Source organism: Streptomyces sp. SCL15-4 (assembly GCF_033366695.1).
Taxonomy (GTDB): domain Bacteria; phylum Actinomycetota; class Actinomycetes; order Streptomycetales; family Streptomycetaceae; genus Streptomyces.
Map to the genome: position 1 here is coordinate 3,745,182 of NZ_JAOBTQ010000001.1, position 26,797 is coordinate 3,771,978.

A 26,797-nucleotide genomic window follows, 5' to 3' on the forward strand; every position below is an offset into this window, starting at 1 on the left:
GCCGTCCCGTACGCGAACGGAGACCGCGCGGCTTGCCCACCGCGTACCGTGGCCCCGCAGGAACCCGCACGAACACCGAGCGTCATGAGTGAAGGAACCATGCAGCGAGCAGACCAGCGAGACGACCGTGCCCAGCGACACCAGCGAGCCAAGCGCCTGCGCCACGCGCTTGTCTGCGCGGCAGCCGTTCCCGCGGTCCTGATCACCGCCGGCTGCTCCTCGGACTCCGGTGACGCCAAGGCCGGGTCCGGCGGCGAGAGCACCCGGCAGGCGGACCCCGGCACCACCAAGCCGTCGGCGAGCGCGTCGCCGACCGTGCGGCCCGCCGCATACGGCAAGCTGCCCGACGCGTGCGGCGCGCTGGCGAAGAAGACCCTGACCGACCTGGTGCCCGCGGGCGCGAAGTCGGCCAGGAAGGGCGGCTCGGACGAGCCGTCGTCGCGTGCCTCCTGCTCCTGGAACAGCCTGGACAACAACGGCGTCAAGGGCTCGCAGTTCCGCTGGCTGAACATCTCCCTGCTGCGCTTCGACTCGGACGTCACGCGGGGCGCCGCCGACGAGCAGGCGCACGCGTACTTCGGCCGGCAGGTGCAGGACGCCCAGTCGGTGGACGGCGCGAAGGGCACCAAGATGGTGCCGCTGTCCGGGATCGGCGCGGAGGCGGCCGCGGTGCGCTACGACCTGAAGAAGAAGGAAGGTCTCTTCAAGCAGCAGACGGTCGTCGCCCGGGTCGAGAACGTCGTGGTCACCCTGGACTACAACGGCGCCGGACTCGCGGGCGAGAAGACCCCGGACGCCGACGACCTGACGAAGGACGCCCAGAAGGCGCTGAAGGAGGTCGTGGCGTCGGTGTCGAAGGCCAACGGCGCGTCCGGCGAGCCGGATTCCCCGGCGTCGGACTCTCCCTCCGGGCCGGCCTCGACCTCCTCGAAGCCGGGCGCGAAGTCCGCCTCGCGGTCCCTCTCCAAGTCGCCCTCCGCCCGCGCGTCCGCGTCCGGGCCGGCCGTCAGGAAGAGCTGACCGTACGGTCGTAGCGGGTGACCGGTACCGCGTTCGCCGTACACGTGTGCCACCCTGTTGCGCGCAACAACACGCAAGGGGAGGGGAGTACGAGTGGCCGCGTCACCGCAGCTGACTCGGATGCACCGCGTTCTCATCGGCGTGGTCGTGACCGGTGCGCTGATCATCGCCGGTATCGGCTTCGCCGGTTCGTACGCGGCCGTCCGTGAGCTGGCCGTCAAGAAGGGCTTCGGGAACTTCTCCTATGTGTTCCCGGTGGGCATCGACGCGGGCATCTGTGTCCTCCTCGCCCTCGACCTGCTGCTGACCTGGATCCGCATCCCCTTCCCGCTGCTGCGCCAGACGGCGTGGCTGCTGACGGCGGCGACGATCGCCTTCAACGGCGCGGCCGCCTGGCCGGACCCGCTGGGCGTGGGCATGCACGCGGTGATCCCGGTGCTGTTCGTGGTGTCGGTCGAGGCGGCCCGGCACGCGGTCGGCCGCATCGCCGACATCACGGCGGACAAGCACATGGAGGGCGTCCGCCTCACCCGCTGGCTGCTCTCCCCGCTCCCGACGTTCCTGCTGTGGCGCCGCATGAAGCTGTGGGAACTGCGCTCCTACGAGCAGGTCATCAAGCTGGAGCAGGAACGTCTCGTCTACCAGGCCCGGCTGCGCTCCCGCTTCGGCCGCGCCTGGCGCCGCAAGGCCCCGGTGGAGTCCCTGATGCCGCTGCGCCTGGCACGCTACGGCGTCCCGCTCGCGGAGACGGCCCCGGCGGGCCTGGCCGCGGCGGGCATCGACCCGGTCCTCCTCCCCCCGGCCCCGCAGCCACAGGCCCTCGCCCCCGCCGTCGCCGACGACCGCACCCCCGCGGCGGCCCCCGCCCCGCGCCGACCGGCCTCCGCCGCCGGACAGCCGCCCGCCGAGGCACCCCCGGCGGACGAGCAGAGCCCCTGGTTCCAGGCCCCGCGCGAGGTCGAGTACCACGGCGGCTACGACCCCACCTACGACCCGATGCTCCAAGAACCCCAGTACGCCCCCGAGGAGCAGTACGAGAACTGGTACGAGGAGCAGGCCCCGGAGGACTTCCAGCAGCCCTCCCCGGAGGAGACGGGCAGCTTCCCGATCCCGGTCAGCCCGACCCGCACCCGCGAACTGGGCGAGGGCGGCCGCCCGGCCGAGCCGAACCCGACCGAGGAGGACTACTACCAGGTCTTCCGCAAGTCGATCGACGGCAGCTTCCCCACCCCGCACCAGTACGGCGAGGCGGTCGAGGCGACGTACGGCATCGCGCTCGCCCCGCGCGACGCCGACCGCATGGTCAACCGCTTCACCAACCGCTTCAACGCGGAACTGGAAGAGGACCACATCGCGTAGGACCGCATCGCCTGCGACCGCATGACGTGACGGAAAAGGGGCCCTCCCGGAAGAGGGCCCCTTTTCCGACTGCTTTTCCGTACGGGTTACTCCCCGAGCAGCGTCCGTACCCGCTCCTGGCCCACGGCCAGCAGCAGGGTGGGCAGGCGGGGGCCGGTGTCACGGCCGACGAGCAGGTGGTACAGCAGGGCGAAGAACGTCCGCTGGGCCGTCTTGATCTCCGGCGGCAGCTCCTTCGGCGTGGCGTCGGCGGAGAAGCCGGCCTGCACCTTCGGCACGCCGTACACGAGGTGGGTCAGCCCGTCGAGCGACCAGTGGTCGGCGAGCCCGTCCAGCAGCAGCCGCACGGACTGCCGGGACGCCTCGTCCAGGGACTTCAGCAGCTCGGCGTCGGGCTGCTCGCGCACGATGGTCCGCTGGTCGGCGGGCACGTACGTGTTGATCCACGCCTCCGCCTTGTCGTAGCGCGGGCGCGCCTCGTCCAGCGAGGCCAGCGGCTGCTCCGGGTCCAGCTCGGACAGGATCCGCAGCGCCTGGTCCCCGTGACCGGCGGTGATGTCGGCGACGGACGCCAGCGTGCGGTACGGCAGCGGGCGGGACGTCTTCGGCAGCTCACCGGCGGCGGTGCCGACGGCGCGGGTGTAGGCGGCGACGTCGGCCGGCAGCGCGGAGCCGTCGGCGACCTTCGCGGCCAGCTTGTCCCACTCGTCGTAGAGCCGCTGGATCTCCTGGTCGAAGGCGATCTTGAAGGACTGGTTGGGCCTGCGGCGGGCGTACAGCCAGCGCAGCAGCTGCGGCTCCATGATCTTCAGCGCGTCCGACGGAGTGGGCACGCCACCGCGCGAGGACGACATCTTCGCCATGCCGGAGATGCCCACGAAGGCGTACATGGGCCCGATGGGCTGCTCGCCGCCGAAGATCGGCACGATCTGCCCGCCGACCTGGAAGCTGGAGCCCGGCGAGGAGTGGTCCACACCGCTGGGCTCGAAGATCACGCCCTCGTACGCCCAGCGCATCGGCCAGTCGACCTTCCACACCAGCTTGCCGCGGTCGAACTCGCTGAGCCGGACGGTCTCGGCGAAACCGCAGGCGGCGCAGGTGTACGCCAGCTCGGTGGTGTCGTCGTCGTAGGAGGTGACCGTCGTCAGGTCCTTCTCGCAGCCGCCGCAGTACGGCTTGTACGGGAAGTATCCGGCGGAGCCGGAGCTGCCGTCGTCCTCGGCCGCCGCGCCGGAGCCCTCCTCGGCCTCCAGCTCGGCCTCGTCCACCGCCTTCTGCTGCTGCTTCTTCGGCGCCTTCTTCGTCCGGTACTGGGCGAGGATCGCGTCGATGTCGCCGCGGTGCCTCATCGCGTGCAGGATCTGCTCGCGGTAGACACCGGAGGTGTACTGCGCGGTCTGGCTGATCCCGTCGAACTCCACGCCGAGCTGGGCCAGCGCCTCGACCATGGCGGCCTTGAAGTGCTCGGCCCAGTTCGGGTACGGCGAGCCCTTCGGCGCCGGGACCGAGGTCAGCGGCTTGCCGATGTGCTCGGCCCAGGCTTCCTCGTCGACCCCGGCGATGCCCTTCGGCACCTTGCGGTAGCGGTCGTAGTCGTCCCAGGAGATCAGGTGGCGGACCTCGCGGCCGCGGCGGCGGATCTCGTCGGCGACCAGGTGCGGGGTCATGACCTCGCGGAGGTTGCCGAGGTGGATCGGACCCGAGGGGGAGAGTCCGGACGCGACGACGACCGGTTTGCCCGGGGCCCGGCGCTCCGACTCCTCGATGACCTCATCCGCGAAACGGGAGACCCAGTCGGTGGTCTCGGTGCTCTGAGCCACGATCGGCACGTCCTTCTTTCTGAACAGGGTGAGACTCCATTCTCACAGACCGCCCGTCGACCGGGGAAACGGCTTTACCCCCCATGGGATACTGGGCGGGTCTATCCATCCACGAGGAGAACGGCACCCACACCCATGGCCTCGGTCACGTCCCTCAGCGACAACGTCCAGCAGCACCTCGCGTCCGCCCTGACGGCCACCCTGCCCGAGGCCGCCGGCGCGGACCCGCTGCTGCGACGAAGCGACCGGGCCGACTTCCAGGCCAACGGCATCCTGGCCCTGGCCAAGAAGGCGAAGGCGAACCCCCGCGAACTGGCGGCCCAGGTCGTCGGCCGGGTGGTGACGGGTGACGTGATCCAGGACGTCGAGGTCTCCGGCCCCGGCTTCCTCAACATCACGGTCTCGGACAAGGCGATCACCGAGAACCTGGCCGCGCGGTACGCGGACGACACCGGCCGCCTCGGCGTGCCGACCGCCGCGCACCCGGGCACCACGGTGATCGACTACGCCCAGCCGAACGTGGCCAAGGAGATGCACGTCGGCCACCTCCGCTCGGCGGTGATCGGCGACTCGGTCGTGCAGCTGCTGGAGTTCACCGGCGAGAACGTGGTCCGGCGTCACCACATCGGCGACTGGGGCACCCAGTTCGGCATGCTCATCCAGTACCTGGACGAGCACCCGCACGAGCTGGACCACAAGGCCGGCGAGGTGACGGGCGAGGAGGCGATGTCGAACCTCGACCGCCTCTACAAGGCCGCGCGGAAGCTGTTCGACTCCGACGAGGAGTTCAAGACCCGGGCCCGCCGCCGGGTGGTGGACCTCCAGGCCGGCGACCCGCACACGCTCGCCATGTGGCAGAAGTTCGTGGACGAGTCGAAGATCTACTTCTTCTCCGTCTTCGAGAAGCTGGACATGGAGATCCGGGACGCGGACATCGTCGGCGAGTCCGGTTACAACGACATGCTCGCGGAGACCTGCCGCCTGCTGGAGGAGTCGGGCGTCGCGGTCCGCTCCGAGGGCGCGCTCTGCGTGTTCTTCGACGACATCAAGGGCCCGGACGGCAACCCGGTCCCGCTGATCGTGCAGAAGTCGGACGGCGGCTACGGCTACGCGGCGACCGACCTGTCCGCGATCCGCGACCGCGTCTTCAACCTCAAGGCGAACACCCTGCTGTACGTGGTGGACGCCCGGCAGGCCCTGCACTTCCGGATGGTCTTCGAGACCGCGCGCCGGGCCGGCTGGCTGGGCGACGACGTCACGGCGGTCCAGCTCGCCTTCGGCACGGTCCTCGGCAAGGACGGCAAGCCGTTCAAGACCCGTGCGGGCGAGACGATCCGCCTGGTCGACCTCCTGGACGAGGCGATCGAGCGGGCCTCGGCCGTGGTCCGGGAGAAGGCGCAGGACCTGTCCGAGGAGGAGATCGCCGAGCGGGGCACCCAGGTCGGCATCGGCGCGGTGAAGTACGCGGACCTGTCGACGTCGGCGAACCGGGACTACAAGTTCGACCTGGACCAGATGGTCTCGCTGAACGGCGACACGTCCGTCTACCTCCAGTACGCCTACGCCCGTATCCAGTCCATCCTCCGCAAGGCCGGCGAGGTCCGCCCGGCGGCCCACCCGGAGCTGTCCCTGGCGGACGCCGAGCGCGCCCTCGGCCTCCACCTGGACTCCTTCGCGGAGACGGTCCGCGAGGCGGCCGCCGAGTACGCGCCGCACAAGCTGGCGGCGTACCTGTACCAGCTGGCGTCGCTGTTCACGACGTTCTACGACAAGTGCCCGGTGATCAAGCCGGCGCCGCCGAAGGACATCGCCGAGAACCGCCTCTTCCTCTCCGACCTCACGGCCCGCACCCTCCACCAGGGCATGACCCTGCTGGGCATCCGCACCCCCGAGAAGCTCTGACACCCACCCCTTAAGGTCTGTGGAGACCATCCGGTCCACCGGGTTCCGTCGCCACAGACCTTGAGGAAGCCAGATGCCCGAACGCGTCCCCGATCCGTCCGCGGCCCACTTCGGCGAGAACGGCATGCGCCGGTTCACGGTGCCCGGCACCTACGGGATACGGCTGCCCGAACCGGCCCGCGAGGCGCTGACCGGCACCGGGGTCCCCGTGCACGTGGCGCCGTACTTCACCGCGGCGGCGGAGACCGACGCACCCACCCTGGGCATGCTGGCCGGGCACCAGGGCGTGCCCGCGCCCGCCGGCCGGGAGAACTGGCTCCGGATCGGCACCGACCCGCTGGCCCACCTGTGCGTACGCCCGGACGGCGCGGTGCAGGCCGTGTTCCTGGGGCTCGACGAGGACGACATGTTCGTCAGCTCCGACGTCACGGCGTTCAACGCCTCGCTGACCGCGCTGGACCGGCGGTTGCCGGTGATCGCCGCCTCGGCGAGCCTGCCGGTGGCCGCCGCCGCGTTCCGCGAGCTGAACGCCGAACTCCGCACCATCGACGCCGCCGCCTTCGAGGAACGCGAGAGCTGGTGGCCGAGGGTGCTGGACGACGTACGGCACACCCTGAACTTCCCGTTCTCCTCCGCCTTCGAGTACGTCGACGCGACGGGTGCCAAGCAGATCGTCACCGACGCCACGGGCCCTGGACGAGCACACCCGGAGGAACTGGTCTGGCAGCGGCTGCGGGCCGAGGGAGTGGCCCCGGAGCAGGTGCGCCAGGTGTACTGCGAACTGGAGCCGTGCATGATGCCCGGCCACTACTGCGCCGTATGGCTGCAATCCACCTTCCCGCACGCGGAGTTCACGCACGGCTTCGACTACGGCGCCACCGCCGGGTCGCGGGAGGAGGGTCTGAAGGAGCTGATCACGTACGCCGCGCGGCAGGAGGGCGGACGATGACCGGACCGGCGTGGTCCCGTCCGGCGGCGGGCCGGGAGCCGGCCGCCGCCGCGCTGCTGGCCTGGCTGGCCGATGCCGGCGCACCGCGTCTGTGTGTCGTCACCGGAAGCGCGGGCTGCGGTAAGTCGAGCCTGCTGGCGTGGCTGATCGGCCACGGGACGCGGGACGGGGAACGGCCGGAGCGCCGGGTGCACGGCTTCGTACCGCTCGCCGGCCAGACGGCCCTCACCGCCGCCTGGACGCTGGCCCGGCAGTTGTCGGTGGCCGCCCGCACCCCGGGCGAACTGCTGACCGCCCTGTCCGCCGACGACCGCCGAACGGTGCTCGTCCTGCCGGAGTTGCACGCGGCGGAGGACCCCGCCGCGCTCGCCGGACTCGTCGCGCGGCTGGCCGAGTCGCCGCACGTCCGGGTGCTGGTGGAGGTGCGGAGCGGCAGCGCGGAGGCCGGGGCCCTCACGAAGCCTCCCTCGGCGGTGATGGATCTCGACGAGACTCGGTGGACGGACCCGGAACGGTATGCGGCGTGGGCCGCCGGACGGCCGGCCACCGGGCCGGTGCCGCCACCGGAGCCCGAGACCGTCGACACCGTCGACCTGGACGACCCGGCCGCGGTCTGTGCAGTGGATCCCTGGCAGGTCTCCGTCCGCTACGAGCGCTCCGGGGACGGCCACGGAGGTCTGCGCGCGGCCTGGCTGCGGGCCGGGGCGTCCCTGACCCATGAGCCGAACCCGGCCGACCGGGCCGTGGTCCTGCTCGCGGCGCTGGGCGACGAAGCGGACCCGCGGCTGCCGGACAGGCTGGCCGGCCTGGCCGGCGGTGCCGCCTGGCGGGTCGTCTGGCGCAGGGTGCGCGGGGATGTCCGGCCGCCGTGGCCGGGACCGGCCCGCGCGCTGTCGTCCGGTCACGGCCGGCTCGCCGGTACGGCCGTCGTGGCGGACCACCAGGGCACCGTCCGGCTGGTCGGCGAGGCGGACGGTGCTCCGGTCGGCCGGCTGCCGGAGCCGGTGGGCCGGGTGGCCGCGCTCACCGTGACGGCCGGGGGCGACGTACTGGTCCTGGACACCCTGGGCGGGCTGCACCTCCGGCACGCTCCGGCCGCACCGCGGGCCACGGGCCTGGCGGCACTGCTGGAGGACGGTCCCACACCGCTGGAACGGCTGGTGGAAACGGTACGGGGCCGACTCCGGAACCGGCCTCGGACCCTGGCGGCCTGCGGTGACCTGCTGATCGTGGCGGACGATACGGGCCACCTGCACGCCTTCGCCTCCCGGAACGGGGAGACCGTCCCGGCCACGGTCCGTCTACACGAGGGCGCGGTGACCGCGCTGGCGGCGCTGGACCTCGCGCCGCCCGGAGAGGACGGGCCGGGCATCCCCCTGGTCTACAGCGGCGGTGCGGACGGCAAGGTACGCGCCTGGGGCCCCGGCACCGAGCCGCTCGCCGTGCCGGTCCGCTCGCGTACGTGCCCGGTGACAGCGCTGGCGGCAGCGGCTACCGGCACCGGGCCGGTGCTCGCCGTCGGCTGGGCGGACGGGCTGGTCGAGCACCATCGCCTGGACGACGACACGGTCCGCACCTACCGTCCCGGCCTCGCCGTCCACGCCCTCACCCTCACGGACTCGGGTGATCTGCTGATCGGCACGGACGAGACGCTGGTGTGCCTGCGTCCTGTCACAGTCGCGCCATAGAGGCCGAAGGCGTCCTTGCGCCACCGCAACCGCCCCTGGTTACGCTCGTCTTACTCATACGATCATCAGGCGAATGAGAGGGCATTACGGGGGATGGGCTACACGCTGCCCGGCTGGCTCGACGAGGTCTTGGACGTCATCGGCATCAACTTCCCGAACGTCGACGAGGACGACTACCGCGACATGGCCGACGCCATGCGGGACTTCGCCGACAAGTTCGAGGGCCACGGAGCGGACGCGCACAAGTCGGTGGAGCGCGTCCTGGCCTCCTCGCAGGGGTGGGCCGTCGACGCGATGGAGAAGCACTGGTCGCAGGTCAAGGCCGGCCACCTGGACAAACTTCCCGAGCTGGCCCGTCTGTTCGCGGACGCCTGTGACGTGGTCGCGGACATCATCTTCGGCATGAAGCGGAAGGCGGAGATCGAACTCGCCGCGATGGCGGGCTCGGTGGGCCTCTCGATCGGGCTGGCCTTCTTCACCGGCGGCCTTTCGGCCGTCCTGGGCGCGGCGGAGATCACGGCGATGCGGCAACTGGTGAAACGCATCATCGACGAGGCGGCCGACCAGATCGTGGACGAGCTGATCGCCCGCGTGACCGGGCCGGTCAACGCCAAGCTGGAGGCGATGGTCGAGGACGCGGTCCTGGACCTGGCCGAGACCGCCTTCTCCCTCCCGCCGGCCCCCGGCACCGGCGGCATGCACCTGGCCTCGGCGGGCGGCGGCAGCGGCCTCGAACTCGCCTCGGCGGGCGGCGGCAGCGGCGCGGACCTCTTCATCGACCACGACGAGTTCGAGTTCGGTGCCGGTCAGCTGTCGGCGCACGGCAAGTCACTGCACCTGGTCAGCGCCGACCCGCTCGGCCGGGCCAAGAACTCCTACAACCGCACGAAGGGCCGCGATCCCTTCACGAAGGTCTTCGAGTCCATCCTCCACGGCGCTCTGGACGGCTGCGAAAAGGCCCTCGGCAAACTGGGCAAACACCTCACCGAATCCCTCCCGAACCGCACGAAGGCGGTATCCCGCCTCCACAAGAACACCGACGTGGAGGTGGGGGACCGGGCCCGGCGGATCAGCACGGGCCGACAGGGGGACGGGGATACTCCGATGTTCCTCCTCAACGCGGACGGAACCGTCGAACGGCTGCACACCGACGGTGGAAAGCCGACCAGGATCAACGGCCACGAGAAGGACCTTCCGGATGTGGTGGCCGACGATGGCAGAGTCTGGCGGTACCGCAGGACGGACCCGGAGAAGAATCCTTTCCCGTTGTCTCCTTCGGACGCCAATCCGAAAGTCGCCTCGCGTCGGCTGGGCCGGGGCGAGATCAGCGAGCTGGCGTACGCCACGCAATTGGCGCGCTACTCAAAAAAGGACTACGGCGGCGGCAACTACGCCGCCGCACACTACGTCGACTCTCACGGCAATTCATTCATCCTCGTCGGCCACAGCAAGAATGTTCACTCCGAACGAACCATCGGGTACCCAGTCCTCAGAGACGGCAACCCGCACGGAATTCGCGATCTGTACACCGAACGAGAACCTTGCCAGGACTCCAGCTCCTGGTGTGACCAGTGGCTCGCTAGGTACTTTGGCGCCGACCAGGAGGTCACCCACTCACACAGTTATGATCAGTCGCCGGTCGACGGAAAACGTCCCAGCTCGTACAGCATCGACGGCGAGCACCGGACTTACCGGAAGAACCTGGAAGACTGGCATAATAAGCATGGATTGAGTGCCGGGATGATGACCGAATCAGACGGTGCGGCCATGGAAGCCGCCAGGAAAAGCAGGCGGAGATGAGCATGCTCTTCGACATCGATCACGAGACGCTGGCCGACGCGGTCGGTGAGGACGAGGTACATCACCTGCCCGAATCGACGGCGGCACGGTACGGGTTCGCCGGCGAGACTCTCGACTTCCTCGTCCGTACCGGTATCCCCAGCGCCGAAGATTTCGAGTTCTCGTTCGGTCTGCCCGCCGAGTTCGACGCGAGGTTCGTCTGGGACTGCGCGGAGGAGAGGGAAAACGGCTGGACCTTCCCCGACGGGGTCGAAAAGGTCGTGAAAATCGGGAATCTGCCGATCAACGCGGTCGTGGTGGACCCGGACACCGGGATCGTCTACCAGTACACCGACGCCGCCCAAGAGGCGATCCCCATCCATGGTGATGTTTCCTCCTTGGCGAAGACGATGGTGTCCTTCCTCGGATACATCTCCTCCTACAACCGGGGCGAGCACGAGGACGAGGACGAGGAGTACGCCCGCCGGAAGCGTGAAGTCGACGCGCTGCTGGGCGAGATCCGCCGAATCGATCCTCTTCCCTTCACCCACGAACACAGCGAATGGGTGGAACTCTTCGACAACCTCGAAGGCGGCATTTTCACGTAGGCGACATTCAAGACCGCGCGTTCCGGCCGACACATCTCAGGATTTCCCGGGTGCGGTCAATCAGGGCCTCACGGACCGCGTCCGGGGACAGGACCTGTAGCGGGGTGGCCAGGCCCAGGAGGTAGTGGGCCAGGCCCTCCGGGGTGGGGCCGCCTATCTCGACCACCGTTGCTTCAGGGCCGTCCGGGTGGTGGGTGCCGATGGTCGGCGGGATCAGGCGCTGGGCCTCCCTCAGGGGGAGGGGGAGGCGGATCCTCGCCGACAGCGGGTAGGGGCCGTTCGCCGTGTTGCGGGACACCAGCTCCGCCGGGTCCGGCGGGTCCGTGATCTCCACCTGCTCACCGGTCGAGTGCAGGCGCTCCACCCGGTCCGCCCGGAACGTCCGCCATCCCCGGGCCACGTCCCGCGCCACGAAGTACCAGCGCCGTCCCGTGTGCACCAACCGGTACGGGTCCACGTCCCGGACCGTGCTCCGGCCCTTCCCGTCGCAGTACGACAACCGCACCCGCTCGCCCCGCCGGCACGCCGCCGCCAGCTCCAGCAGCATCCCCGGCCGCACCCGCGCCTCCTGGGGCCACGGCAGCCGTACGAACGCCTCGTCCCACTCCCCCAGCCGCTCGGCCACCGCCGCCGGCAGCACCTGCCGCAGTTTCAGCAGCGCCGACAGCGCGGCCTGGTCCCCTCCGGACACACCCCCGAACGCCGCCTCCCGCAGCCCGACCGCCACGGCCAGCGCCTCCTCGTCGTCCAGGATCAGCGGCGGCACCCGCGAGCCGGCCCGCAGCCGGTACCCGCCCCACGGCCCCGCCTCCGAATCGACGCTGTACCCCAGCTCGCGCAGCTTCGCGACATCCCGCCGCACCGTGCGGTCCGTGACCTCCATCCGCTCGGCCAGCTCACCGCAGGTCCACGAAGGGCGGGCGGCGAGCAACGACAGCAGACGCAGCAGACGGGCGGACGCGCTCAGCACGACCGGAAGTTTTTCATACCGTCCGGCCCAACCAGGACCGAAGCTGTCCGGGTCGCGTCCTACCGTCCTCCTCATGAGCACGGACACCACTTCCGCACCCGCCTTCCGCTACGTCGCCGTCACCCTCGACTGCCCCGACCCCGCCGAACTCGCCCGCTTCTACGGCGACATGTTCGGCCTGCCCGTCACCTACTCCACCGACGACTTCGTCTTCCTCGGCGGCGACAACGGCACGGCCGGCCTCGGCTTCAACCGCCTGTCCGGCTACCGCCGCCCCACCTGGCCCGACCCCGCGCGGGAGAAGCAGGCCCACATCGAAGTGGGCGTCGACGACCTGGACACCGCCGAGGCCCACCTGCTCGCCCGGGGCGCGGTCAAGCCGGACGCGCAGCCTCAGCCGGAACGGTGGCGGGTCCTTCTCGACCCCGCCGGGCACCCGTTCTGCATCACGACCCTGACCTGACGCCGGGCCCGCTCACGGCACGGCGAACTCGCACCACACGATCTTCCCCGGCGTACGCTCCCCGACGCCCCACTTGTCACTGAGCGCCGCCACCAGCAGCAGGCCCCTGCCTCCCTCGCTCTCCGGCCCGCGCGGTTCCTCCGCGACGCGAGGGGTGCCGGGGCCGCTGTCGTGCACCTCGGCGCGGACCAGCTCGCCGTCGTACCGCAGGCGGAGCAGGAAGCCCCGGCCCCTTGGCACGCCGTGCACCAGAGCGTTCGTGGCCAACTCGCTCACGCACAGCGACAAGTCGTGCGACCGGTTCCAGGACTCCAGCCCCCAGCACTTCAGCGACCACTCGGTGAGCTGCCTGGCCGCGGGGACCGACCTGCGGCTGCGGACGTAGAACCGGTCGCGGTGGCAGGGAAGTTCAATGTGCTCGTTCACGGGGCGAATGTCGCGCAGGGTAACTATCGTGGTTCAGTGAGTGATCTCGTACAGGGTTTTTGTACGGGTTGCTGCGGGGTGTGCACCGGCCGGCGTGGGGAGTTCAGCAGGCATGACGCCTACACGGAGGAAGAACCAGTCGGCCATGAAGATGCTGGGCCGTCAACTGGCCGCGGCCCGGCGCGCCAAGGGGTTGAGTCAGCCCGCTTTGGCCGCCGCGCTGAACATCCACGAGGAGACGGTGGCCAGCATCGAGCAGGGGCGGCGGGTGCTGAAGCTGGACATGGCCGAGCTGTTCGACGAGTTCCTGGAGACCAAGGGAATGCTGGCGGCGGGCGTGGCCAACCTGCCGGAGGTGGACCAGTTCCCGTTGTGGGCGGAGGAGTACATCGAGCAGGAGAGGGAGGCCATCGCGCTGTCCTGGTACGACGCGCTGGTCGTTCCAGGTCTGCTTCAGACCGAGGGGTACGCCCGTGCCCTCCTCGGCGGACGCGTTCCCGCTTACGACGCCGACGAGCTTACGACGAAGGTCCAGGCGCGAGTCGAGCGCCGGGAGATCCTGCACCGCAAGGAGCCGCCGACACTGAGCTTCGTCATCTGGGAACCCGTCTTGCTCTGGCCCACCGGGGGCTCCGACATCCACCGTGAACAGCTGCGCTTTCTACGCGAGTGCTCCCAACTCCCCTGCGTCTCATTGCAGGTATTACCGCTGAGCCGCACCCATCACGCTGGAGATGCGGGCCCCTTCACCCTCCTGGAGACGCCCGACCACCAGCACTTGGCCTACGCCGAGTCGCAACAAGGCAGTCAGTGGGTCTCCAACCCAGATGAGGTGTCCGTCCTTGCGCGCAGGTATGCGATGCTGCGGACGCAGGCACACACCATCGAGTACTCGCGAGGCCTGCTCGACCGTCTGCTAGGAGAGCAATGAGCGCCGAAGCCCTTCAGTGGTTCAAGTCGACCTACAGCGGCAGCGAGGGCGGCCAGTGCCTCGAAGTCGCCCTCACGTGGCACAAGTCGAGCTACAGCAGCAGCGAGGGAGGCCAATGCCTCGAAGTGGCGGTGTCTCCCGACTCCGTGCACGTCCGGGACTCCAAGGAAGCCCCTTCCCAGGACCGCACCCTCCGCATCAGCCCTGTCACGTGGGACGCCTTCACCTCTTCCCTCAAGTGACCGTTGGGCAACCGCCGCAACCCCGGCCCAGCCCAACGCCGTTGTCAGTGGCTGCCCCTACAGTCGGCGGCATGGCGACTCTTCCCAACCCGCTGCCCCGACTGGCCACCGATCCCAGCGGTCGTTCCCTGGGGCTTCAACTGCCGCCCGGCAGGCTGGTAGACGAGACGGACGACGGACGCTGGCACCAGCCCCTGCTGTGGCACGCGGAGAAGCACTCCTCGCCCGGCACCTGGCAGGCCCTCGGCGCACCGGCGGCCCGTGCGGGACTGCTGCCCGTCCTCGTGGACCTGGCCGGCTGCCGGGCCGGGGTCGAGGACTGGGGGCTGCTGCCGGGCGACGCCTCGTACCCGGGGGATCACCTCGTCGAGGACGTGCTCTCGGAGTACTGGGAGGAGGAGACCGACGGGCAGGACAGCGGCGAGGTCGAGCCGTTCGGCACCGAGTGGCCGGGCCTCGCCTCCGCCGGCGTGCCGAACGCCGATCCCGACACCCGCGCCGCAACGGTCGCCGACGCCCTCCACCGGGACCCGGCGCGTTGGACGGAGTGGATCGAGGAACCGCACCTGGCCCTCGTCCCGGCCCGCCGCTCCGCCGACATACCGGCGGCGATCGGCTGGACCGGCGCCCTGAACTACGACCACGACGTGGCCCGTGTCTGCTCCGTCCTGCGGTCCTGGGAGGACCGGTTCGGCATCCGGGTCGTGGCGCTCGGGCTGGACGCCCTCGTGGTGTCCGTCGCGGCCCCGCCCGCGACGCTCGCCGACGCCGAGGTCCTCGCCGCCGAGCACTACGCCCTGTGCCCGCACGCCGTCGTACAGAGCGGTCCGGGAAGTGTGCGGGCGTACGCCGAGACGCTGCCCGGCGCCACCAGCTGGGCCTTCTGGTGGGACTGAGGTCACTCGAACTCTGACGCCGGCTTCCACTTCTGCCCGCCCAGCGGGAACGCGTACGCCGGCCGGCCATTGTTGCCGCTGGTGCGGAACGGGTGGCCGGCGTCGTCGATCACCAGCGTGCCGTGGCGGCCGCCGCTCGACCACGTCAGCTCCAGGGACCAACTGACGTCGTACGCCGACGCGTCCGCCGTGACGTAGAAGACCTCCGGGTCCGACTGGCTCACCTTGAACGGGAAGTTGTCGCCCCCGGCCTCCGGTACGGGCGACGGGCGCATCGCGTCCAGGGCGACCGAGAAGGAATGCGTCGGCACGCCACCGCCACAGCCGACACCCGGATAGCCCATGGCGTAGTCGTTCCAGGGGAGCGGCGAGCGCTTGCCCGCCATGTGGACCGACAGCCGCTCCAGGACGACCGTCTGGTTCCCGGTGCCCTGCACGGTGAACGTGATGAACTGCTCCCCCGCCGACACCGCCTTGTTGACGGCCACCCACGCGGGGGCCTGCGGCTCCGACGGCGGCGGGCCCACGGCGGTCGGCGGCCGGTCGATCAGGTAGTGCTGCGAGCAGGGAGTCAGCCAGCTGTAGGGGTTGGTGTTGACCGTCAACGGCACTGCTTCGGACGCTTCGTGGCGTGCGGTCGCCGACGGCTTCCCCGTGGGCTTCCCGTCGGTGGTGTCGGGCGCCAGGTCCGGAGCCTCGGCGGAGGCGGAGGCGGAGGCGGAGGGAGAGACCGAACGCGTGGCCGAAGGGCTCGGGCTCCCGGACTTCGGCGACCGGGGGGCGGCGCCGCCCTGGACGAGGGCGGAGTCCGCGGTGGCTGTCGTGGCCTTCGCGTCGTCCCGCCGCCCGCCCTCGTCCGACGGCAGGTTCAGGGCGAACACCGTGCCGCCGACGATCAGCGCGGTGACCGTGACGGCCGCCAGGAGGGCGGTGCGGCGGCCCGCGATCAGGGACCGGCTCCGCCGCCATCGCGTCGCCGGTGCGGGTTCGGCTTCGGGTTCGGGCACGGGTACGGCTGCCGCCACCGGCTCCGGTTCGGGTACGGCTGCCGCCACCGGCTCCGGCCCGGCCGCCGCCTCTGCCTCCGGGGCCGCCTGAGCCGCCGCCTCCGGCTTCGGGGCCGCCTCCGGTACGACGACTGGCTCCGCGCCCTTCCGGCCCCGGCCCGCGTCCGCCAGGACCCACCGGCGGTGCAGTTCCACCAGTTCCCCGGGCGTGGCCTTGCAGAGCCGGGCGAGCCGCTCCACCGGGGCGTAGTCCGTCGGTACGGCGTCCCCGTTGCAGTAGCGGTGGAGCGTCGACGTACTCATGTGGAGCCGCTTGGCGAGCGTGCCGTAGCTGTGCCCGGAGCGGTTCTTCAACTCCCGCAGCAGCTCGGCGAAACCGCTCTCGGGGATGCCCTCCGACACCGTTCCTCCACTCCCCCTCGTCCCACCCCGGCGTTCCAGGGAGGTGTTGTTTCCGCAGGTCAAAGCCGGTTCCGGCGTTCCAGCATCCCGGATTGGCGGCCAACGCTGGCCGTCGGGACGAGTCCGCCCACAGGCTGTTGTCATCCAAGCACGACAACCGGCCCAGCCCGAAAGAGGACTTGCCATGCGTATGCGCCACATCCGTCTGATCGCCGCTACCGGAACCGCCGTGGCGGCCCTCGCCCTCACAGCGTGCGACAACGGGACGGGCGCCCAGGACGAAGGCGCCTCCCGCCCCGCGGCGGCAGAGGTGAGCGCGTCCAAGACGCCCGCGGACACCGCCGGCACGGCGGACACCACCCGTACGGGGGGCACCGACGACGCGAAGGGCACCACCGGCGCCACCGAGGCCGGCCCCGCGGCCCGTACCCACGCGCCCGCCGCCAAGCCCGCCGCCTCCGCCACCCGCGAGAGCAAGAGCACCGGCAGCTCCGTGGTGCTGTGCAACGGCACGAACACCTCCGTCACCGCGCAGCCGCTCGCCCGGCCGCTGAACCACATGCTGCTGACGGTGAAGAACACCAGCGGCAAGCGGTGCGAGCTGCCGTACTACCCCGTCCTGCGCTTCGACCAGATGCAGTGGGTGCCGCAGGCCGACGAGTCCACCCAGCCGCAGTCCGTGGTCTCGCTGGAGCCGGGCGAGTCGGGGTACGCGGGGGTGCTGTTGTCGGCCGCCGACGGCAGCGGCAGCGGCGGGATGACCGCGCACAAGCTGACGGTGGCCTTCCAGGGGATGACCCCGAACAGCGACGGCGGCCCGTCGGCGACGCCGTCCCTGCCCGCCAAGGGCGTCTTCTACGACAGCACGCTGAAGGTGACGTACTGGCAGCAGGACCTGGACGCCATCTCCAGCTGGTGAAAGGCAACGCCTTCATCCGTATTTCACCTGTACAGGCGGTTTGCCGCATTCGGGGGCGGGGCCCGGGAAAGGCTCCCGGCGCACCGCAACCCCGTCGGATGAAAGGCGTTCCCTTCATGGCTCTCGCGTTCCGCAAGTCCCTCGGCGTCCTCGCTCTCGCGCTGACGGCGGCCGTCTTCCCGTCGGCCGCCACCACGGCCGCCGCCACGGCCGCCGCGCCCGGCACCTCCGAGGCCGGCAACTACTGTCTGTCCAACACCTGGGGCGCCCCGGAGGTCCGCACCCGGGTGTGCGCCAACGAAGCCGGACAGCGCTGGAAGGCCGTCGGCGACCACGTGGTGCTGGCCTCGGACGCCCACTACTGCCTGTCCAACACCTGGGGGTCGCCGGAGGTCCGCACCCGGGTGTGCGCCGACGAGCCCGGACAGCGCTGGAAGGCCGTCGGCGACCACTTCGTCCTGGCCGCCGACCCTCACTACTGCCTGTCCAACACCTGGGGGTCGCCGGAGGTCCGCACCCGGGTGTGCGCCAACGAACCCGGACAGCGCTGGGCCGTGCTGGGTGACCACATCACCCTGACCGAGGCCTGAGGACTCCTGAGGACTAGCGGAGCTTTTGGGCCACCTCGGTGGCCCAGTAGGTGAGGATGTTCCGGGCACCGGCCCGCTTGATGCCCGTGAGGGTCTCGAGGACGGCCCGGTCCCGGTCCACCCAGCCCTTCTCGGCGGCGGCCTCGATCATCGCGTACTCGCCGGAGATCTGGTAGGCGGCCACGGGCACGTCCACGGCGTCCGCGATCCGGGCGAGGATGTCGAGGTAGGGACCGGCCGGCTTGACCATCACCATGTCGGCGCCCTCGGCGAGGTCCAGCTCCAGCTCGCGCAGGGACTCGCGCCAGTTGGCCGGGTCCTGCTGGTAGGTCTTGCGGTCGCCCTGGAGGGACGACGCGACGGCCTCCCGGAAGGGGCCGTAGAAGGCCGAGGAGTACTTGGCGGTGTAGGCGAGGATCGCCACGTCCTCGCGGCCGATCTGGTCGAGCGCGTCGCGGACGACGCCGATCTGGCCGTCCATCATCCCGCTGGGGCCCACGACATGGGCACCGGCGTCGGCCTGGACCTGCGCCATCTCGGCGTACCGCTCCAGGGTGGCGTCGTTGTCGACCCGGCCGTCGGCGTCCAGCACACCGCAGTGGCCGTGGTCGGTGAACTCGTCCAGGCACAGGTCGGACATGACGAGCAGGTCGTCGCCGACCTCTGCGCGGACGTCCCGGAGGGCGACCTGGAGGATCCCGTCCGGATCGGTGCCGACCGTGCCCAGGGCGTCCTTCTTCGACTCCTCCGGCACGCCGAACAGCATGATCCCGGAGACCCCGGCCTCCACCGCCTCCAGCGCCGCCTTCTTCAGGCTGTCCCGGGTGTGCTGCACGACCCCGGGCATGCTGCCGATCGGCACCGGCTCGCTCACGCCCTCCCGGACGAACGCCGGGAGGATGAGGTCGGCGGGGTGCAGCCGCGTCTCGGCGACCATCCGCCGCATGACGGGCGAGGTCCGCAGCCGCCGGGGACGCGTACCGGGAAAAGATCCGTACTTCGTCATACCTCCTACGCTACGCCCGCCCGAACCATGCCTTTGCCGACGCGGAGTCGGACCGGCGGGGCCGTCCGCGACCGGCTCGGCAGGCGACCGGACCGGCTCCGTCCGCTCAGCGCTCACCGGTCTCGGCCAGGATCCGGTCGGCCACCTTGCCCCGGTCGTTGTCGGCCGGTGTCGAGGCACGGAACTCCCGCAGACGGCGCACCGCTCCGAGCGGTACGTGCGCCGCTCCCCTGTCCGCCACACAGCTCTCCACCGCCCGCAGTCCCCAGTACTGGTTGAAGGCGAGCGGATCGGCGATCGCGGCGTCCACCAAAGGGCCCAGCGCCTCCTGCTCGGGCAGCGCGTACAGGCGCGCGTAGGCCGCCAGCCGCAGCCCGGCGTCCTGCGAGGCGAGCAGCCCCTCGACGTCGAAGTCGGGCACGCGCTGGGCCGCGCGCACCAGACGGGCGAAGATCCGGTCCATCCGCTGGGTCCGGGCCGCGCTGCCCACCTCTTGGAGGCGTACGTTCACGTACTCGGCGGCCAGCTTCCTGACCGTGTCCCAGGCCGCGCCGTCGTCGTCGGGGCCATCGCCGTCGCCGGCGAGCGCGGCGTTCGCGGTCCGCTGGACGTCGTCGATCCGGCGCTCGATGTCCTGGAACTCGATGCGGGCGAAGCCCGGCACCTCGATGCTGCGGAACAGCTCCCCGAGCCACGGCACCGCGGCGATCGCGAGCAGCATCACCACGATGCCGTCGATCCGCAGGTCCGGCGCCAGTACGTGCAGTACGGCCGCTCCCACTCCGGCGCAGGTCACCAACAGCGCCACGATCCGGCGGCGTGGCCAGGGGCCGGCGTCCCCGGAGCGCGGCCGGCGCTCTCCCTCACCCATGCCGGCCAGCATCGCAGAACCGCGCGGACCGAGGGAGCGTTACGGCGAACGGGGCGGAGCGCACCGAAAGAGGTGCGCACCGCCCCGTCTCAGGTCGTCCCCGTCTCAGGTCGTCGAGCGGCGCCTGCGCGCGCCCGGCCGGCGCTCGCTCGGCCGCGTAACCGGGTCCCCGGCCTCCAGCGCGGCGGCGCGCCGCTTCATGCCGAAGTCGGCCAGGGCCTCCGCGAGCTTGTGGACGGACGGCTCGGGGGCCATGACGTCGACGCGCAGGCCGTGTTCCTCGGCGGTCTTGGCCGTGGCCGGGCCGATGCAGGCGATCACCGTCACGTTGTGCGGCTTGCCCGCGATGCCGACCAGGTTGCGGACCGTGGAGGAGGAGGTGAACAGGACCGCGTCGAAGCCGCCGCCCTTGATCGCCTCACGGGTCTCCGCCGGCGGCGGCGAGGCCCGCACGGTGCGGTACGCCGTGACGTCGTCGACCTCCCAGCCCAGCTCGATCAGCCCGGCCACCAGGGTCTCGGTGGCGATGTCGGCGCGGGGCAGGAAGACACGGTCGATCGGGTCGAACACCGGGTCGTAGGGGGGCCAGTCCTCCAGGAGGCCGGCCGCCGACTGCTCGCCGCTCGGCACCAGGTCCGGCTTCACGCCGAAGGCGACCAGCGCCTTGGCGGTCTGCTCGCCCACCGCGGCCACCTTGATGCCCGCGAAGGCACGGGCGTCGAGGCCGTACTCCTCGAACTTCTCCCGGACCGCCCGCACCGCGTTGACCGACGTGAACGCGATCCACTCGTACCGGCCGGTGACCAGGCCCTTGACCGCCCGCTCCATCTGCTGCGGGGTGCGCGGCGGCTCCACCGCGATCGTCGGCACCTCGTGCGGCACCGCGCCGTAGGAGCGCAGCTGGTCGGAGAGCGAGGCCGCCTGCTCCTTGGTCCGCGGCACGAGCACCTTCCAGCCGAACAGCGGCTTGGACTCGAACCACGACAGCTGCTCGCGCCGGGCCGCGGCGGAACGCTCGCCGACCACGGCTATCACCGGCCGGCCGCCGTCCGGCGACGGCAGCACCTTGGCCTGCTTCAGCATCTGCGCGATCGTGCCGAGCGTCGCCGTCCAGGTGCGCTGGCGGGTCGTCGTGCCGGCGATCGTCACCGACAGCGGAGTGTCCGGCTTGCGGCCCGCCGAGACCAGCTCGGCCGCTGCGGCGGCCACCGAGTCCAGCGTGGTGGAGACGACCACCGTGCCGTCGGAGACGCCGACCTCGGACCAGCACCGCTCGGAGGCGGTCCGGGCGTCCACGAAGCGGACGTCCGCGCCGTCGGCGTCGCGTAGCGGCACACCGGCGTACGCGGGCACGCCGACCGCCGCCGCGACCCCGGGGACGACCTCGAAGGGCACCCCGGCCGCGGCGCACGCGAGCATCTCCTCCGCCGCGTACGTGTCCAGTCCCGGATCACCGCTCACCGCACGGACGACCCGCCTGCCGCCCCGCGCGGCCTCCATGACAAGATGAGCGGCATCCCGGGCAGCACCCGGGACAGCGGCGGGTGTTGACGTGCCGTCAACCACCGTCAGCTGGGGCGTGCCCGTGCCCGGCGGCGAAACCGAAGAGGGGCCGGCGTCGGTCTGCACGACGGAGACACCCTGTCGGGCGTGCGTCCGGATGACGTCGAGCACCTCGTGCTCGGCCACCAGGACGTCCGCGCTCGACAGCGCCTCCACGGCGCGCAGAGTCAGCAGTCCCGGATCCCCGGGTCCGGCACCGAGGAAGGTGACGTGCCCGTGTTCCGGACCGGCGGCAGGAAGGGCGGTGGGGCTCATCGTGCTCGCTCCCCCATCAGACCGGCCGCGCCCTGGGCGAGCATCTCGGTGGCGAGTTCGCGACCGAGTGCCCACGCCTGGTCGTGCGTCTGGGGCACGGGACCGGTGGTGGACAACTGCACCATGCGGGTGCCGTCGGTCGTGCCGACGACGCCGCGCAGGCGCATTTCCTTGACAATCTGCCCGTCGGCATGGGGGTCCCCCCGCTCGAGCGGAGCCGAGAGTGGGGGAAGGTCGGCCAGCGCCCCTACGGGTGCGCTGCAACCGGCCTCCAAGGCGGCGAGCAGTGATCGTTCGGCGGTGACGGCGGCCCGGGTGAACGGGTCGTCCAGCGCGCCGAGCGCGGCGATCAGGTCCGCGTTGTCCGCGGTGCACTCGATCGCCAGGGCCCCCTGGCCGGGGGCGGGCAGAACCGTGTCGACCGACAGGAAGTCGGTCACCTCGTCGATGCGGCCGATCCGGTTGAGGCCGGCGGCGGCCAGCACGACCGCGTCCAGCTCGCCGTCGCGGACGTACCGGACGCGGGTGTCGACGTTGCCGCGGATCGGGACCGTCTCGATGTCCAGTCCGTGCGCGCGGGCGTACGCGTTCAGCTGCGCCATGCGGCGCGGCGCGCCGGTGCCGATGCGGGCGCCGCGCGGCAGGTCGGTGAACTTCAGCGCGTCGCGCGCGACGATGACGTCCCGCGGGTCCTCGCGCACCGGTACGGCGGCCAGGACCAGCTCCTCGGGCTGCGTGGTCGGCAGGTCCTTGAGCGAATGAACCGCGAAGTCGACCTCGCCCTTGAGCAGCGCGTCCCGCAGCGCGGTGACGAACACACCGGTGCCGCCGATCTGCGCGAGCGCCTCCCGGGACACATCGCCGTACGTGGTGATCTCGACCAGCTCGACGGGCCGGCCGGTCACCTCGCGGACGGTCTCGGCCACCTGCCCGGACTGGGCCATGGCGAGCTTGCTCCGCCTGGTCCCCAGCCGCAGTGCCTTCTCACTCATGCTGGCCCTCGGTTCTTGTTCCGCGTGCTGTCCCCGGCCCCGGAGACGGCCGTCTCGGGCTCGAGGTCGAACAGGGTGCGCAGCGCGTCCGCGTACCCGGCACCGCCGGGCTCGGCCGCGAGCTGCTTGACCCGTACGGTCGGCGCGTGCAGCAGCTTGTCGACGACCCGGTGCACGGTCTGCCGGATCTCCCCGCGCTGGCGTTCGTCCAGGTCGGACAGGCGGCCATGGAGGCGGGCCAGCTCACTGGCGACGACGTCGGCGGCCATGGCGCGCAGCGCGACCACGGTCGGCGTGATGTGCGCCGCCCGCAGCGCGGCGCCGAAGGCCGCGACCTCGTCGGCGACGATCCGCCGGACCTGGTCCACGTCGGCGGCCATCGGCGCGTCGGCGGAGGCGTCCGCCAGCGACTCGATGTCCACCAGGCGCACCCCGGCCAGCCGGTGCACGGCCGCGTCGATGTCGCGGGGCATGGCCAGGTCGAGCAGGAAGAAGAAGGGCGCGGGGCGCTCGGCCACCGGCTCCGGCCTGCGCCGCTCGGGGATACGGCCGACGGTGGCGGCGGTCGCGGCGAGCGCGGTGATCAGCCCGGCGTCCGCCTCGGGGCTGCGGCGGTCCCGGCGGTCGGCCGTGCTGCCGCCCGCGACCCAGGCCGCGTGCTGCTCCAGCGTGGCCGCGTCCATGCCGGCCACGGCGGCCTCGCCCATGACGGAGAAGCCGGGCTGCACGGCGGCCAGGTCCAGCGGGCAGTTGTCGTCGGCGCCGAGGCCGGTGTGGCGGTGCGGGACCGCGGGCTTCGCGGCCGGGGCGCCGGTGTCGGCGGCGGGGTGGCCGGTGCGGCCCTCGACCGCGTGCGCGACCGCCTCCGCCGTGAGCACCAGCCCCGTCGCCCCGGTACAGGAGACGACGACGTCGGCACGTGTCAGTTCGCCGGCCACCGCGTCCATGCGCACCGCGCGGGCGGTCACCGCGTTGTCGTCGGCCTCCATGAGGATGCCGGCGAGCCGCTCGGCGCGCTCGAAGGTGCGGTTGGCGACGACGATCTCGGCGACCCCGGCGCGCGCCAGCGTGGCGGCGGCCAGGGACGACATCGATCCGGCGCCGATGACCAGCGCCTTCTTGCCGCGGGCCCAGTCGGGCACGGCCCGGCCGACGGCCAGCTGTTCCAGGCCGAAGGTGACCAGGGACTGGCCGGCGCGGTCGATTCCGGTCTCGGAGTGGGCGCGCTTGCCGACCCGCAGGGCCTGCTGGAACAGGTCGTTCAGCAGCTTTCCGGCGGTGTGCAGCTCCTGGGCGCGGGCCAGGGAGTCCTTGATCTGGCCGAGGATCTGGCCCTCGCCCACCACCATCGAGTCCAGCCCGCAGGCCACCGAGAACAGGTGGTGGACGGCCCGGTCCTCGTAGTGCACGTAGAGGTACGGCGTCAGTTCCTCCAGGCCGACCCCGCTGTGCTGGGCGAGCAGCGTGGACAGCTCGGCGACGCCGGCGTGGAACTTGTCCACGTCGGCGTACAGCTCGATGCGGTTGCAGGTGGCGAGCACCGCGGCCTCGGTGGCGGGCTCGGCGGCGACCGTGTCCTGGACCAGCTTGATCTGGGCGTCCGCACTCAGCGCGGCCCGCTCCAGCACGCTGACCGGCGCGCTGCGGTGGCTGAGGCCTACGACGAGGAGGCTCATGCCGGCATCACGGCGGGCACGTCCCCGTCGGGTCCCTGGTCGGCGGAGGTGTCGCGGGATGCGGCGGCGGGCCGGGCGCCGTCGCCCGCGGGGGTCTCCTCGCCGGCCTTGCGCTGCTCGTGGAAGGCGAGGATCTGCAGCTCGATGGAGAGGTCGACCTTGCGCACGTCGACGCCGTCCGGGACGGACAGCACGGTCGGCGCGAAGTTCAGGATGGAGGTCACGCCGGCGGCCACGAGCCGGTCGCAGACCTGCTGGGCGGCGCCCGCCGGAGTGGCGATCACACCGATGGAGACCCCGTTGTCCTTGATGATCTTCTCGAGGTCGTCGGTGTGCCGCACCGGGATGCCGGCGACGGGCTTGCCGGCCATCGCCGGGTCGGCGTCGATCAGCGCGGCGACCCGGAAGCCGCGGGAGGCGAAGCCGCCGTAGTTGGCCAGGGCGGCGCCGAGGTTGCCGATACCGACGATCACAACCGGCCAGTCCTGGGTCAGGCCCAGCTCGCGCGAGATCTGGTAGACGAGATACTCCACGTCGTAACCGACACCGCGCGTTCCGTAGGAACCCAGGTAGGAGAAGTCCTTGCGCAGCTTGGCGGAGTTGACTCCCGCCGCCGCGGCCAGCTCCTCGGAGGAGACCGTGGGGACCGAGCGCTCCGACAGTGCGGTCAGCGCGCGGAGGTACAGCGGAAGGCGGGCGACGGTGGCCTCGGGAATCCCTCGGCTACGGGTCGCCGGTCGGTGTGTTCGGCCAGTTGCCACGGTGCTCCTGCGGGTAGAGCGGGGCTGTAGGCGGTCATACGTCCCCAGACCGCCCCGTCGACAGCAGGCTATGTCTTTGTGAACGCGTGCACAAAGATGGTGTCCGATTTGCCCGGCAGAAGTGACCGGGGTCACGCCGGTTTCACACCCGGAGCGGGAACCGGCGCGCACGCACCGACGTTCCTTCGTTACTGGGGGCAAAACCGCACACTCTCCTCACGAATCCCGCCCCCGAGAACCAAACCGCCGTCGATCCTAAGCGACTTTCCGACCGGTTTGGACTAGTCGGTCAGTGCCCGGCGCAGTCGCTCCTCGTTCACACGCCAGAAGGTGTGCTGTTCACCGTCGATCAGTACGACGGGGATCTGCTCCCAGTAGCGGTCGTGCAGGTCCCGGTCCGCCGTGATGTCCTTCGACTCCCACGGCACTGCGAGATCGCCGCACACCTTCTCGACCACCGCCTGCGCGTCGTCGCACAGATGACAGCCGGGCTTGCGGATCAGGGTCACCAGCCGCGCTCGCGGCTCTGCCTTGCGTCGGAAGAGCGGACTCATACCGGCCATTCTCGCGCGCTTTGGCGACCCCTTCGCCCGGTGTTCACACCGCGCCAACCTCTCGACTCCGGAACCTTCGGACACAGTGGCTATGCTCGCGTCATGGCCGCTCTCGGATGGCTCACTCCCCGTAGGCGTTCCGCCACGGCGCGGAGCGTGTTGGCAGGCGAGGCCTCGGCGGAGGCCGCCCGCAAGTCCTCGCTGGAGACCGCCACGCCCGAGGAACCGCAGTTCCCGGTGATGGGCGACGTCGAGGCCGCCGCCTTCTTCGACCTGGACAACACGGTGATGCAGGGCGCCGCGCTCTTCCACTTCGGCCGGGGGCTGTACAAGCGGAAGTTCTTCGAGACCCGCGACCTCGCCCGGTTCGCCTGGCAGCAGACCTGGTTCCGGCTGGCCGGCGTCGAGGACCCCGAGCACATGCAGGACGTCCGCGACTCGGCGCTGTCGATCGTCAAGGGCCACCGGGTCGCCGAGCTGGAGTCCATCGGCGAGGAGATCTACGACGAGTACATGGCCGACCGCATCTGGCCCGGCACCCGCGCCCTGGCCCAGGCCCACCTGGACGCGGGCCAGAAGGTGTGGCTGGTCACCGCGGCCCCGGTGGAGATCGCCCAGGTGATCGCCCGCCGCCTCGGCCTCACCGGCGCCCTCGGCACGGTGGCCGAGTCGGTCGACGGCGTCTACACCGGCCGGCTGGTCGGCGAGCCGCTGCACGGGCCCGCCAAGGCGGAGGCGGTGCGCGCGCTGGCCGCCGCGGAGGGTCTGGACCTCTCCCGCTGCGCGGCCTACAGCGACAGCCACAACGACATCCCGATGCTGTCCCTGGTCGGCCACCCCTACGCCATCAACCCGGACGCCAAGCTGCGCCGGCACGCCCGCGAGCAGGACTGGCGGCTGCGGGACTACCGCACGGGCCGCAAGGCCGCGAAGGTCGGCATCCCGGCGGCGGCCGGAGTCGGCGCGGTGGCCGGCGGCACGGCGGCCGCGATCGCCCTGAGCCGACGGCGCCGGTAACCGGCCGCCCGCACCGTCCCCACACCCCTCACGGGCCCCCTCGTCCGCGCGCACGATTATGCCGCGGCCATTTCAACACGCCTCGTACTTCACCGAAACATGCCTCTTTTCGTTCAACAACCGATCAACTT

Annotated in this window: 25 protein-coding genes; 14 read left to right on the top strand and 11 right to left on the bottom strand. The window is 71.3% G+C overall.

What is annotated here, in order from left to right:
• Nucleotides 1-99 precede the first annotated feature (99 nt).
• Together SCK26_RS16270 and SCK26_RS16275 are read left to right on the top strand one after the other, a co-directional pair.
• Complete coding sequence (locus SCK26_RS16270) at nucleotides 100-1,020, top strand: DUF3558 domain-containing protein (protein ID WP_318202030.1); 921 nt, start codon at nucleotides 100-102, stop codon at nucleotides 1,018-1,020.
• A 120-nt stretch (nucleotides 1,021-1,140) separates the two neighbouring features.
• Nucleotides 1,141-2,379, top strand: a complete 1,239-nt coding sequence (locus SCK26_RS16275) for a DUF2637 domain-containing protein (protein ID WP_318202031.1) — start codon at nucleotides 1,141-1,143, stop codon at nucleotides 2,377-2,379.
• Nucleotides 2,380-2,465: 86 nt separating this feature from the next.
• On the opposite strand, the gene lysS is transcribed toward SCK26_RS16275, so the two are convergent.
• Entirely contained in the window at nucleotides 2,466-4,208 is a 1,743-nt protein-coding gene (lysS, locus tag SCK26_RS16280) for a lysine--tRNA ligase (protein ID WP_318202032.1), read from the bottom strand.
• A gap of 126 nt (nucleotides 4,209-4,334) precedes the next feature.
• Here lysS and argS point away from each other — a divergent pair, with 126 nt between their 5' ends.
• The 5 genes from argS (at nucleotide 4,335) to SCK26_RS16305 (ending at nucleotide 11,125) form a co-directional block, all read left to right on the top strand.
• Complete coding sequence (argS, locus tag SCK26_RS16285; RefSeq protein ID WP_318202033.1) at nucleotides 4,335-6,101, top strand: arginine--tRNA ligase; 1,767 nt, start codon at nucleotides 4,335-4,337, stop codon at nucleotides 6,099-6,101.
• Between the two features lie 73 nt (nucleotides 6,102-6,174).
• Nucleotides 6,175-7,050, top strand: a complete 876-nt coding sequence (locus SCK26_RS16290; protein WP_318202034.1) for an SUKH-4 family immunity protein — start codon at nucleotides 6,175-6,177, stop codon at nucleotides 7,048-7,050.
• The gene (locus tag SCK26_RS16295) at nucleotides 7,047-8,738 is read left to right on the top strand and encodes a hypothetical protein (protein WP_318202035.1); all 1,692 of its coding nucleotides are present in this window, start codon (nucleotides 7,047-7,049) and stop codon (nucleotides 8,736-8,738) included. Before SCK26_RS16290 ends, SCK26_RS16295 begins: the two co-directional genes overlap by 4 nt.
• Before the next feature lie 93 nt (nucleotides 8,739-8,831).
• Nucleotides 8,832-10,538 (top strand): nucleic acid/nucleotide deaminase domain-containing protein, encoded by a 1,707-nt coding sequence (locus tag SCK26_RS16300; protein ID WP_318202036.1) that lies wholly within the window; start codon nucleotides 8,832-8,834, stop codon nucleotides 10,536-10,538.
• 2 nt (nucleotides 10,539-10,540) lie between these two features.
• On the top strand, nucleotides 10,541-11,125 hold the full coding sequence (locus SCK26_RS16305; RefSeq protein WP_318202037.1) for an SUKH-4 family immunity protein: 585 nt from the start codon (nucleotides 10,541-10,543) through the stop codon (nucleotides 11,123-11,125).
• 7 nt (nucleotides 11,126-11,132) lie between these two features.
• On the opposite strand, the gene SCK26_RS16310 is transcribed toward SCK26_RS16305, so the two are convergent.
• A complete protein-coding gene (locus tag SCK26_RS16310) occupies nucleotides 11,133-12,095 on the bottom strand; it encodes a YafY family protein (RefSeq protein WP_318202038.1) in 963 nt (320 codons plus the stop codon).
• A 73-nt stretch (nucleotides 12,096-12,168) separates the two neighbouring features.
• Between SCK26_RS16310 and SCK26_RS16315 the strand changes: the two genes are divergently transcribed.
• A complete protein-coding gene (locus tag SCK26_RS16315) occupies nucleotides 12,169-12,558 on the top strand; it encodes a VOC family protein (RefSeq protein WP_318202039.1) in 390 nt (129 codons plus the stop codon).
• A gap of 12 nt (nucleotides 12,559-12,570) precedes the next feature.
• Here the strand turns inward: SCK26_RS16315 and SCK26_RS16320 are convergent, their stop codons facing one another.
• Nucleotides 12,571-12,984 carry an ATP-binding protein gene (locus SCK26_RS16320; RefSeq protein WP_318202040.1) on the bottom strand — a complete coding sequence of 138 codons (414 nt, stop codon included), beginning with the start codon at nucleotides 12,982-12,984 and terminating at the stop codon, nucleotides 12,571-12,573.
• Between the two features lie 145 nt (nucleotides 12,985-13,129).
• Here SCK26_RS16320 and SCK26_RS16325 point away from each other — a divergent pair, with 145 nt between their 5' ends.
• The 3 genes from SCK26_RS16325 (at nucleotide 13,130) to SCK26_RS16335 (ending at nucleotide 15,053) form a co-directional block, all read left to right on the top strand.
• Nucleotides 13,130-13,915 carry a helix-turn-helix transcriptional regulator gene (locus SCK26_RS16325; protein ID WP_318202041.1) on the top strand — a complete coding sequence of 262 codons (786 nt, stop codon included), beginning with the start codon at nucleotides 13,130-13,132 and terminating at the stop codon, nucleotides 13,913-13,915.
• On the top strand, nucleotides 13,912-14,157 hold the full coding sequence (locus SCK26_RS16330; protein ID WP_318202042.1) for a DUF397 domain-containing protein: 246 nt from the start codon (nucleotides 13,912-13,914) through the stop codon (nucleotides 14,155-14,157). The genes SCK26_RS16325 and SCK26_RS16330 overlap by 4 nt, the downstream gene beginning before the upstream one ends.
• 71 nt (nucleotides 14,158-14,228) lie before the next feature.
• On the top strand, nucleotides 14,229-15,053 hold the full coding sequence (locus tag SCK26_RS16335; protein ID WP_318202043.1) for a DUF4253 domain-containing protein: 825 nt from the start codon (nucleotides 14,229-14,231) through the stop codon (nucleotides 15,051-15,053).
• A 2-nt stretch (nucleotides 15,054-15,055) separates the two neighbouring features.
• On the opposite strand, the gene SCK26_RS16340 is transcribed toward SCK26_RS16335, so the two are convergent.
• Nucleotides 15,056-16,462, bottom strand: a complete 1,407-nt coding sequence (locus SCK26_RS16340) for a helix-turn-helix domain-containing protein (protein WP_318202044.1) — start codon at nucleotides 16,460-16,462, stop codon at nucleotides 15,056-15,058.
• Between the two features lie 190 nt (nucleotides 16,463-16,652).
• Here SCK26_RS16340 and SCK26_RS16345 point away from each other — a divergent pair, with 190 nt between their 5' ends.
• Entirely contained in the window at nucleotides 16,653-17,381 is a 729-nt protein-coding gene (locus SCK26_RS16345) for a DUF4232 domain-containing protein (RefSeq protein ID WP_318206022.1), read from the top strand.
• A gap of 116 nt (nucleotides 17,382-17,497) precedes the next feature.
• Entirely contained in the window at nucleotides 17,498-17,971 is a 474-nt protein-coding gene (locus SCK26_RS16350) for an RICIN domain-containing protein (RefSeq protein WP_318202045.1), read from the top strand.
• Nucleotides 17,972-17,984: 13 nt separating this feature from the next.
• Here the strand turns inward: SCK26_RS16350 and hemB are convergent, their stop codons facing one another.
• From hemB to SCK26_RS16385, 7 genes are all read right to left on the bottom strand, one after another.
• Nucleotides 17,985-18,977 carry a porphobilinogen synthase gene (gene hemB, locus SCK26_RS16355; RefSeq protein ID WP_318202046.1) on the bottom strand — a complete coding sequence of 331 codons (993 nt, stop codon included), beginning with the start codon at nucleotides 18,975-18,977 and terminating at the stop codon, nucleotides 17,985-17,987.
• A 106-nt stretch (nucleotides 18,978-19,083) separates the two neighbouring features.
• Nucleotides 19,084-19,848, bottom strand: coding sequence for a hypothetical protein (locus SCK26_RS16360; protein ID WP_318202047.1), 765 nt, complete (start codon nucleotides 19,846-19,848; stop codon nucleotides 19,084-19,086).
• Between the two features lie 105 nt (nucleotides 19,849-19,953).
• Nucleotides 19,954-21,666 carry a bifunctional uroporphyrinogen-III C-methyltransferase/uroporphyrinogen-III synthase gene (locus SCK26_RS16365; RefSeq protein WP_318202048.1) on the bottom strand — a complete coding sequence of 571 codons (1,713 nt, stop codon included), beginning with the start codon at nucleotides 21,664-21,666 and terminating at the stop codon, nucleotides 19,954-19,956.
• Nucleotides 21,663-22,658, bottom strand: coding sequence for a hydroxymethylbilane synthase (gene hemC / locus SCK26_RS16370; RefSeq protein WP_318202049.1), 996 nt, complete (start codon nucleotides 22,656-22,658; stop codon nucleotides 21,663-21,665). Before hemC ends, SCK26_RS16365 begins: the two co-directional genes overlap by 4 nt.
• Nucleotides 22,655-24,334, bottom strand: a complete 1,680-nt coding sequence (locus tag SCK26_RS16375) for a glutamyl-tRNA reductase (protein WP_318202050.1) — start codon at nucleotides 24,332-24,334, stop codon at nucleotides 22,655-22,657. The genes hemC and SCK26_RS16375 overlap by 4 nt, the downstream gene beginning before the upstream one ends.
• Nucleotides 24,331-25,095: a redox-sensing transcriptional repressor Rex gene (locus SCK26_RS16380; RefSeq protein ID WP_318202051.1), complete on the bottom strand. Its 765-nt coding sequence runs from the start codon at nucleotides 25,093-25,095 to the stop codon at nucleotides 24,331-24,333. Before SCK26_RS16380 ends, SCK26_RS16375 begins: the two co-directional genes overlap by 4 nt.
• 281 nt (nucleotides 25,096-25,376) lie before the next feature.
• The gene (locus SCK26_RS16385; RefSeq protein WP_318202052.1) at nucleotides 25,377-25,658 is read right to left on the bottom strand and encodes a glutaredoxin family protein; all 282 of its coding nucleotides are present in this window, start codon (nucleotides 25,656-25,658) and stop codon (nucleotides 25,377-25,379) included.
• Nucleotides 25,659-25,751: 93 nt separating this feature from the next.
• Here SCK26_RS16385 and SCK26_RS16390 point away from each other — a divergent pair, with 93 nt between their 5' ends.
• Nucleotides 25,752-26,666 carry an HAD family hydrolase gene (locus SCK26_RS16390; protein ID WP_318202053.1) on the top strand — a complete coding sequence of 305 codons (915 nt, stop codon included), beginning with the start codon at nucleotides 25,752-25,754 and terminating at the stop codon, nucleotides 26,664-26,666.
• Nucleotides 26,667-26,797: the final 131 nt, after the last annotated feature.

Excerpts from the sequence above, each read along its gene's own strand:
- SCK26_RS16390 (WP_318202053.1), top strand. The coding sequence starts at position 25,752 with ATGGCCGCTCTCGGATGGCTCACTCCCCGTAGGCGTTCCGCCACGGCG.
- argS (WP_318202033.1), top strand. The coding sequence starts at position 4,335 with ATGGCCTCGGTCACGTCCCTCAGCGACAACGTCCAGCAGCACCTCGCG.
- SCK26_RS16275 (WP_318202031.1), top strand. The coding sequence starts at position 1,141 with ATGCACCGCGTTCTCATCGGCGTGGTCGTGACCGGTGCGCTGATCATC.
- SCK26_RS16325 (WP_318202041.1), top strand. The coding sequence starts at position 13,130 with ATGAAGATGCTGGGCCGTCAACTGGCCGCGGCCCGGCGCGCCAAGGGG.
- SCK26_RS16295 (WP_318202035.1), top strand. The coding sequence starts at position 7,047 with ATGACCGGACCGGCGTGGTCCCGTCCGGCGGCGGGCCGGGAGCCGGCC.
- SCK26_RS16270 (WP_318202030.1), top strand. The coding sequence starts at position 100 with ATGCAGCGAGCAGACCAGCGAGACGACCGTGCCCAGCGACACCAGCGA.
- SCK26_RS16360 (WP_318202047.1), bottom strand. The coding sequence starts at position 19,848 with ATGGGTGAGGGAGAGCGCCGGCCGCGCTCCGGGGACGCCGGCCCCTGG.
- SCK26_RS16345 (WP_318206022.1), top strand. The coding sequence starts at position 16,653 with ATGCGCCACATCCGTCTGATCGCCGCTACCGGAACCGCCGTGGCGGCC.
- SCK26_RS16335 (WP_318202043.1), top strand. The coding sequence starts at position 14,229 with ATGGCGACTCTTCCCAACCCGCTGCCCCGACTGGCCACCGATCCCAGC.
- SCK26_RS16375 (WP_318202050.1), bottom strand. The coding sequence starts at position 24,334 with ATGAGCCTCCTCGTCGTAGGCCTCAGCCACCGCAGCGCGCCGGTCAGC.
- SCK26_RS16350 (WP_318202045.1), top strand. The coding sequence starts at position 17,498 with ATGGCTCTCGCGTTCCGCAAGTCCCTCGGCGTCCTCGCTCTCGCGCTG.
- SCK26_RS16315 (WP_318202039.1), top strand. The coding sequence starts at position 12,169 with ATGAGCACGGACACCACTTCCGCACCCGCCTTCCGCTACGTCGCCGTC.
- hemC (WP_318202049.1), bottom strand. The coding sequence starts at position 22,658 with ATGAGTGAGAAGGCACTGCGGCTGGGGACCAGGCGGAGCAAGCTCGCC.
- SCK26_RS16290 (WP_318202034.1), top strand. The coding sequence starts at position 6,175 with ATGCCCGAACGCGTCCCCGATCCGTCCGCGGCCCACTTCGGCGAGAAC.
- hemB (WP_318202046.1), bottom strand. The coding sequence starts at position 18,977 with ATGACGAAGTACGGATCTTTTCCCGGTACGCGTCCCCGGCGGCTGCGG.
- SCK26_RS16365 (WP_318202048.1), bottom strand. The coding sequence starts at position 21,666 with ATGAGCCCCACCGCCCTTCCTGCCGCCGGTCCGGAACACGGGCACGTC.
- SCK26_RS16305 (WP_318202037.1), top strand. The coding sequence starts at position 10,541 with ATGCTCTTCGACATCGATCACGAGACGCTGGCCGACGCGGTCGGTGAG.
- SCK26_RS16300 (WP_318202036.1), top strand. The coding sequence starts at position 8,832 with ATGGGCTACACGCTGCCCGGCTGGCTCGACGAGGTCTTGGACGTCATC.
- SCK26_RS16330 (WP_318202042.1), top strand. The coding sequence starts at position 13,912 with ATGAGCGCCGAAGCCCTTCAGTGGTTCAAGTCGACCTACAGCGGCAGC.
- SCK26_RS16385 (WP_318202052.1), bottom strand. The coding sequence starts at position 25,658 with ATGGCCGGTATGAGTCCGCTCTTCCGACGCAAGGCAGAGCCGCGAGCG.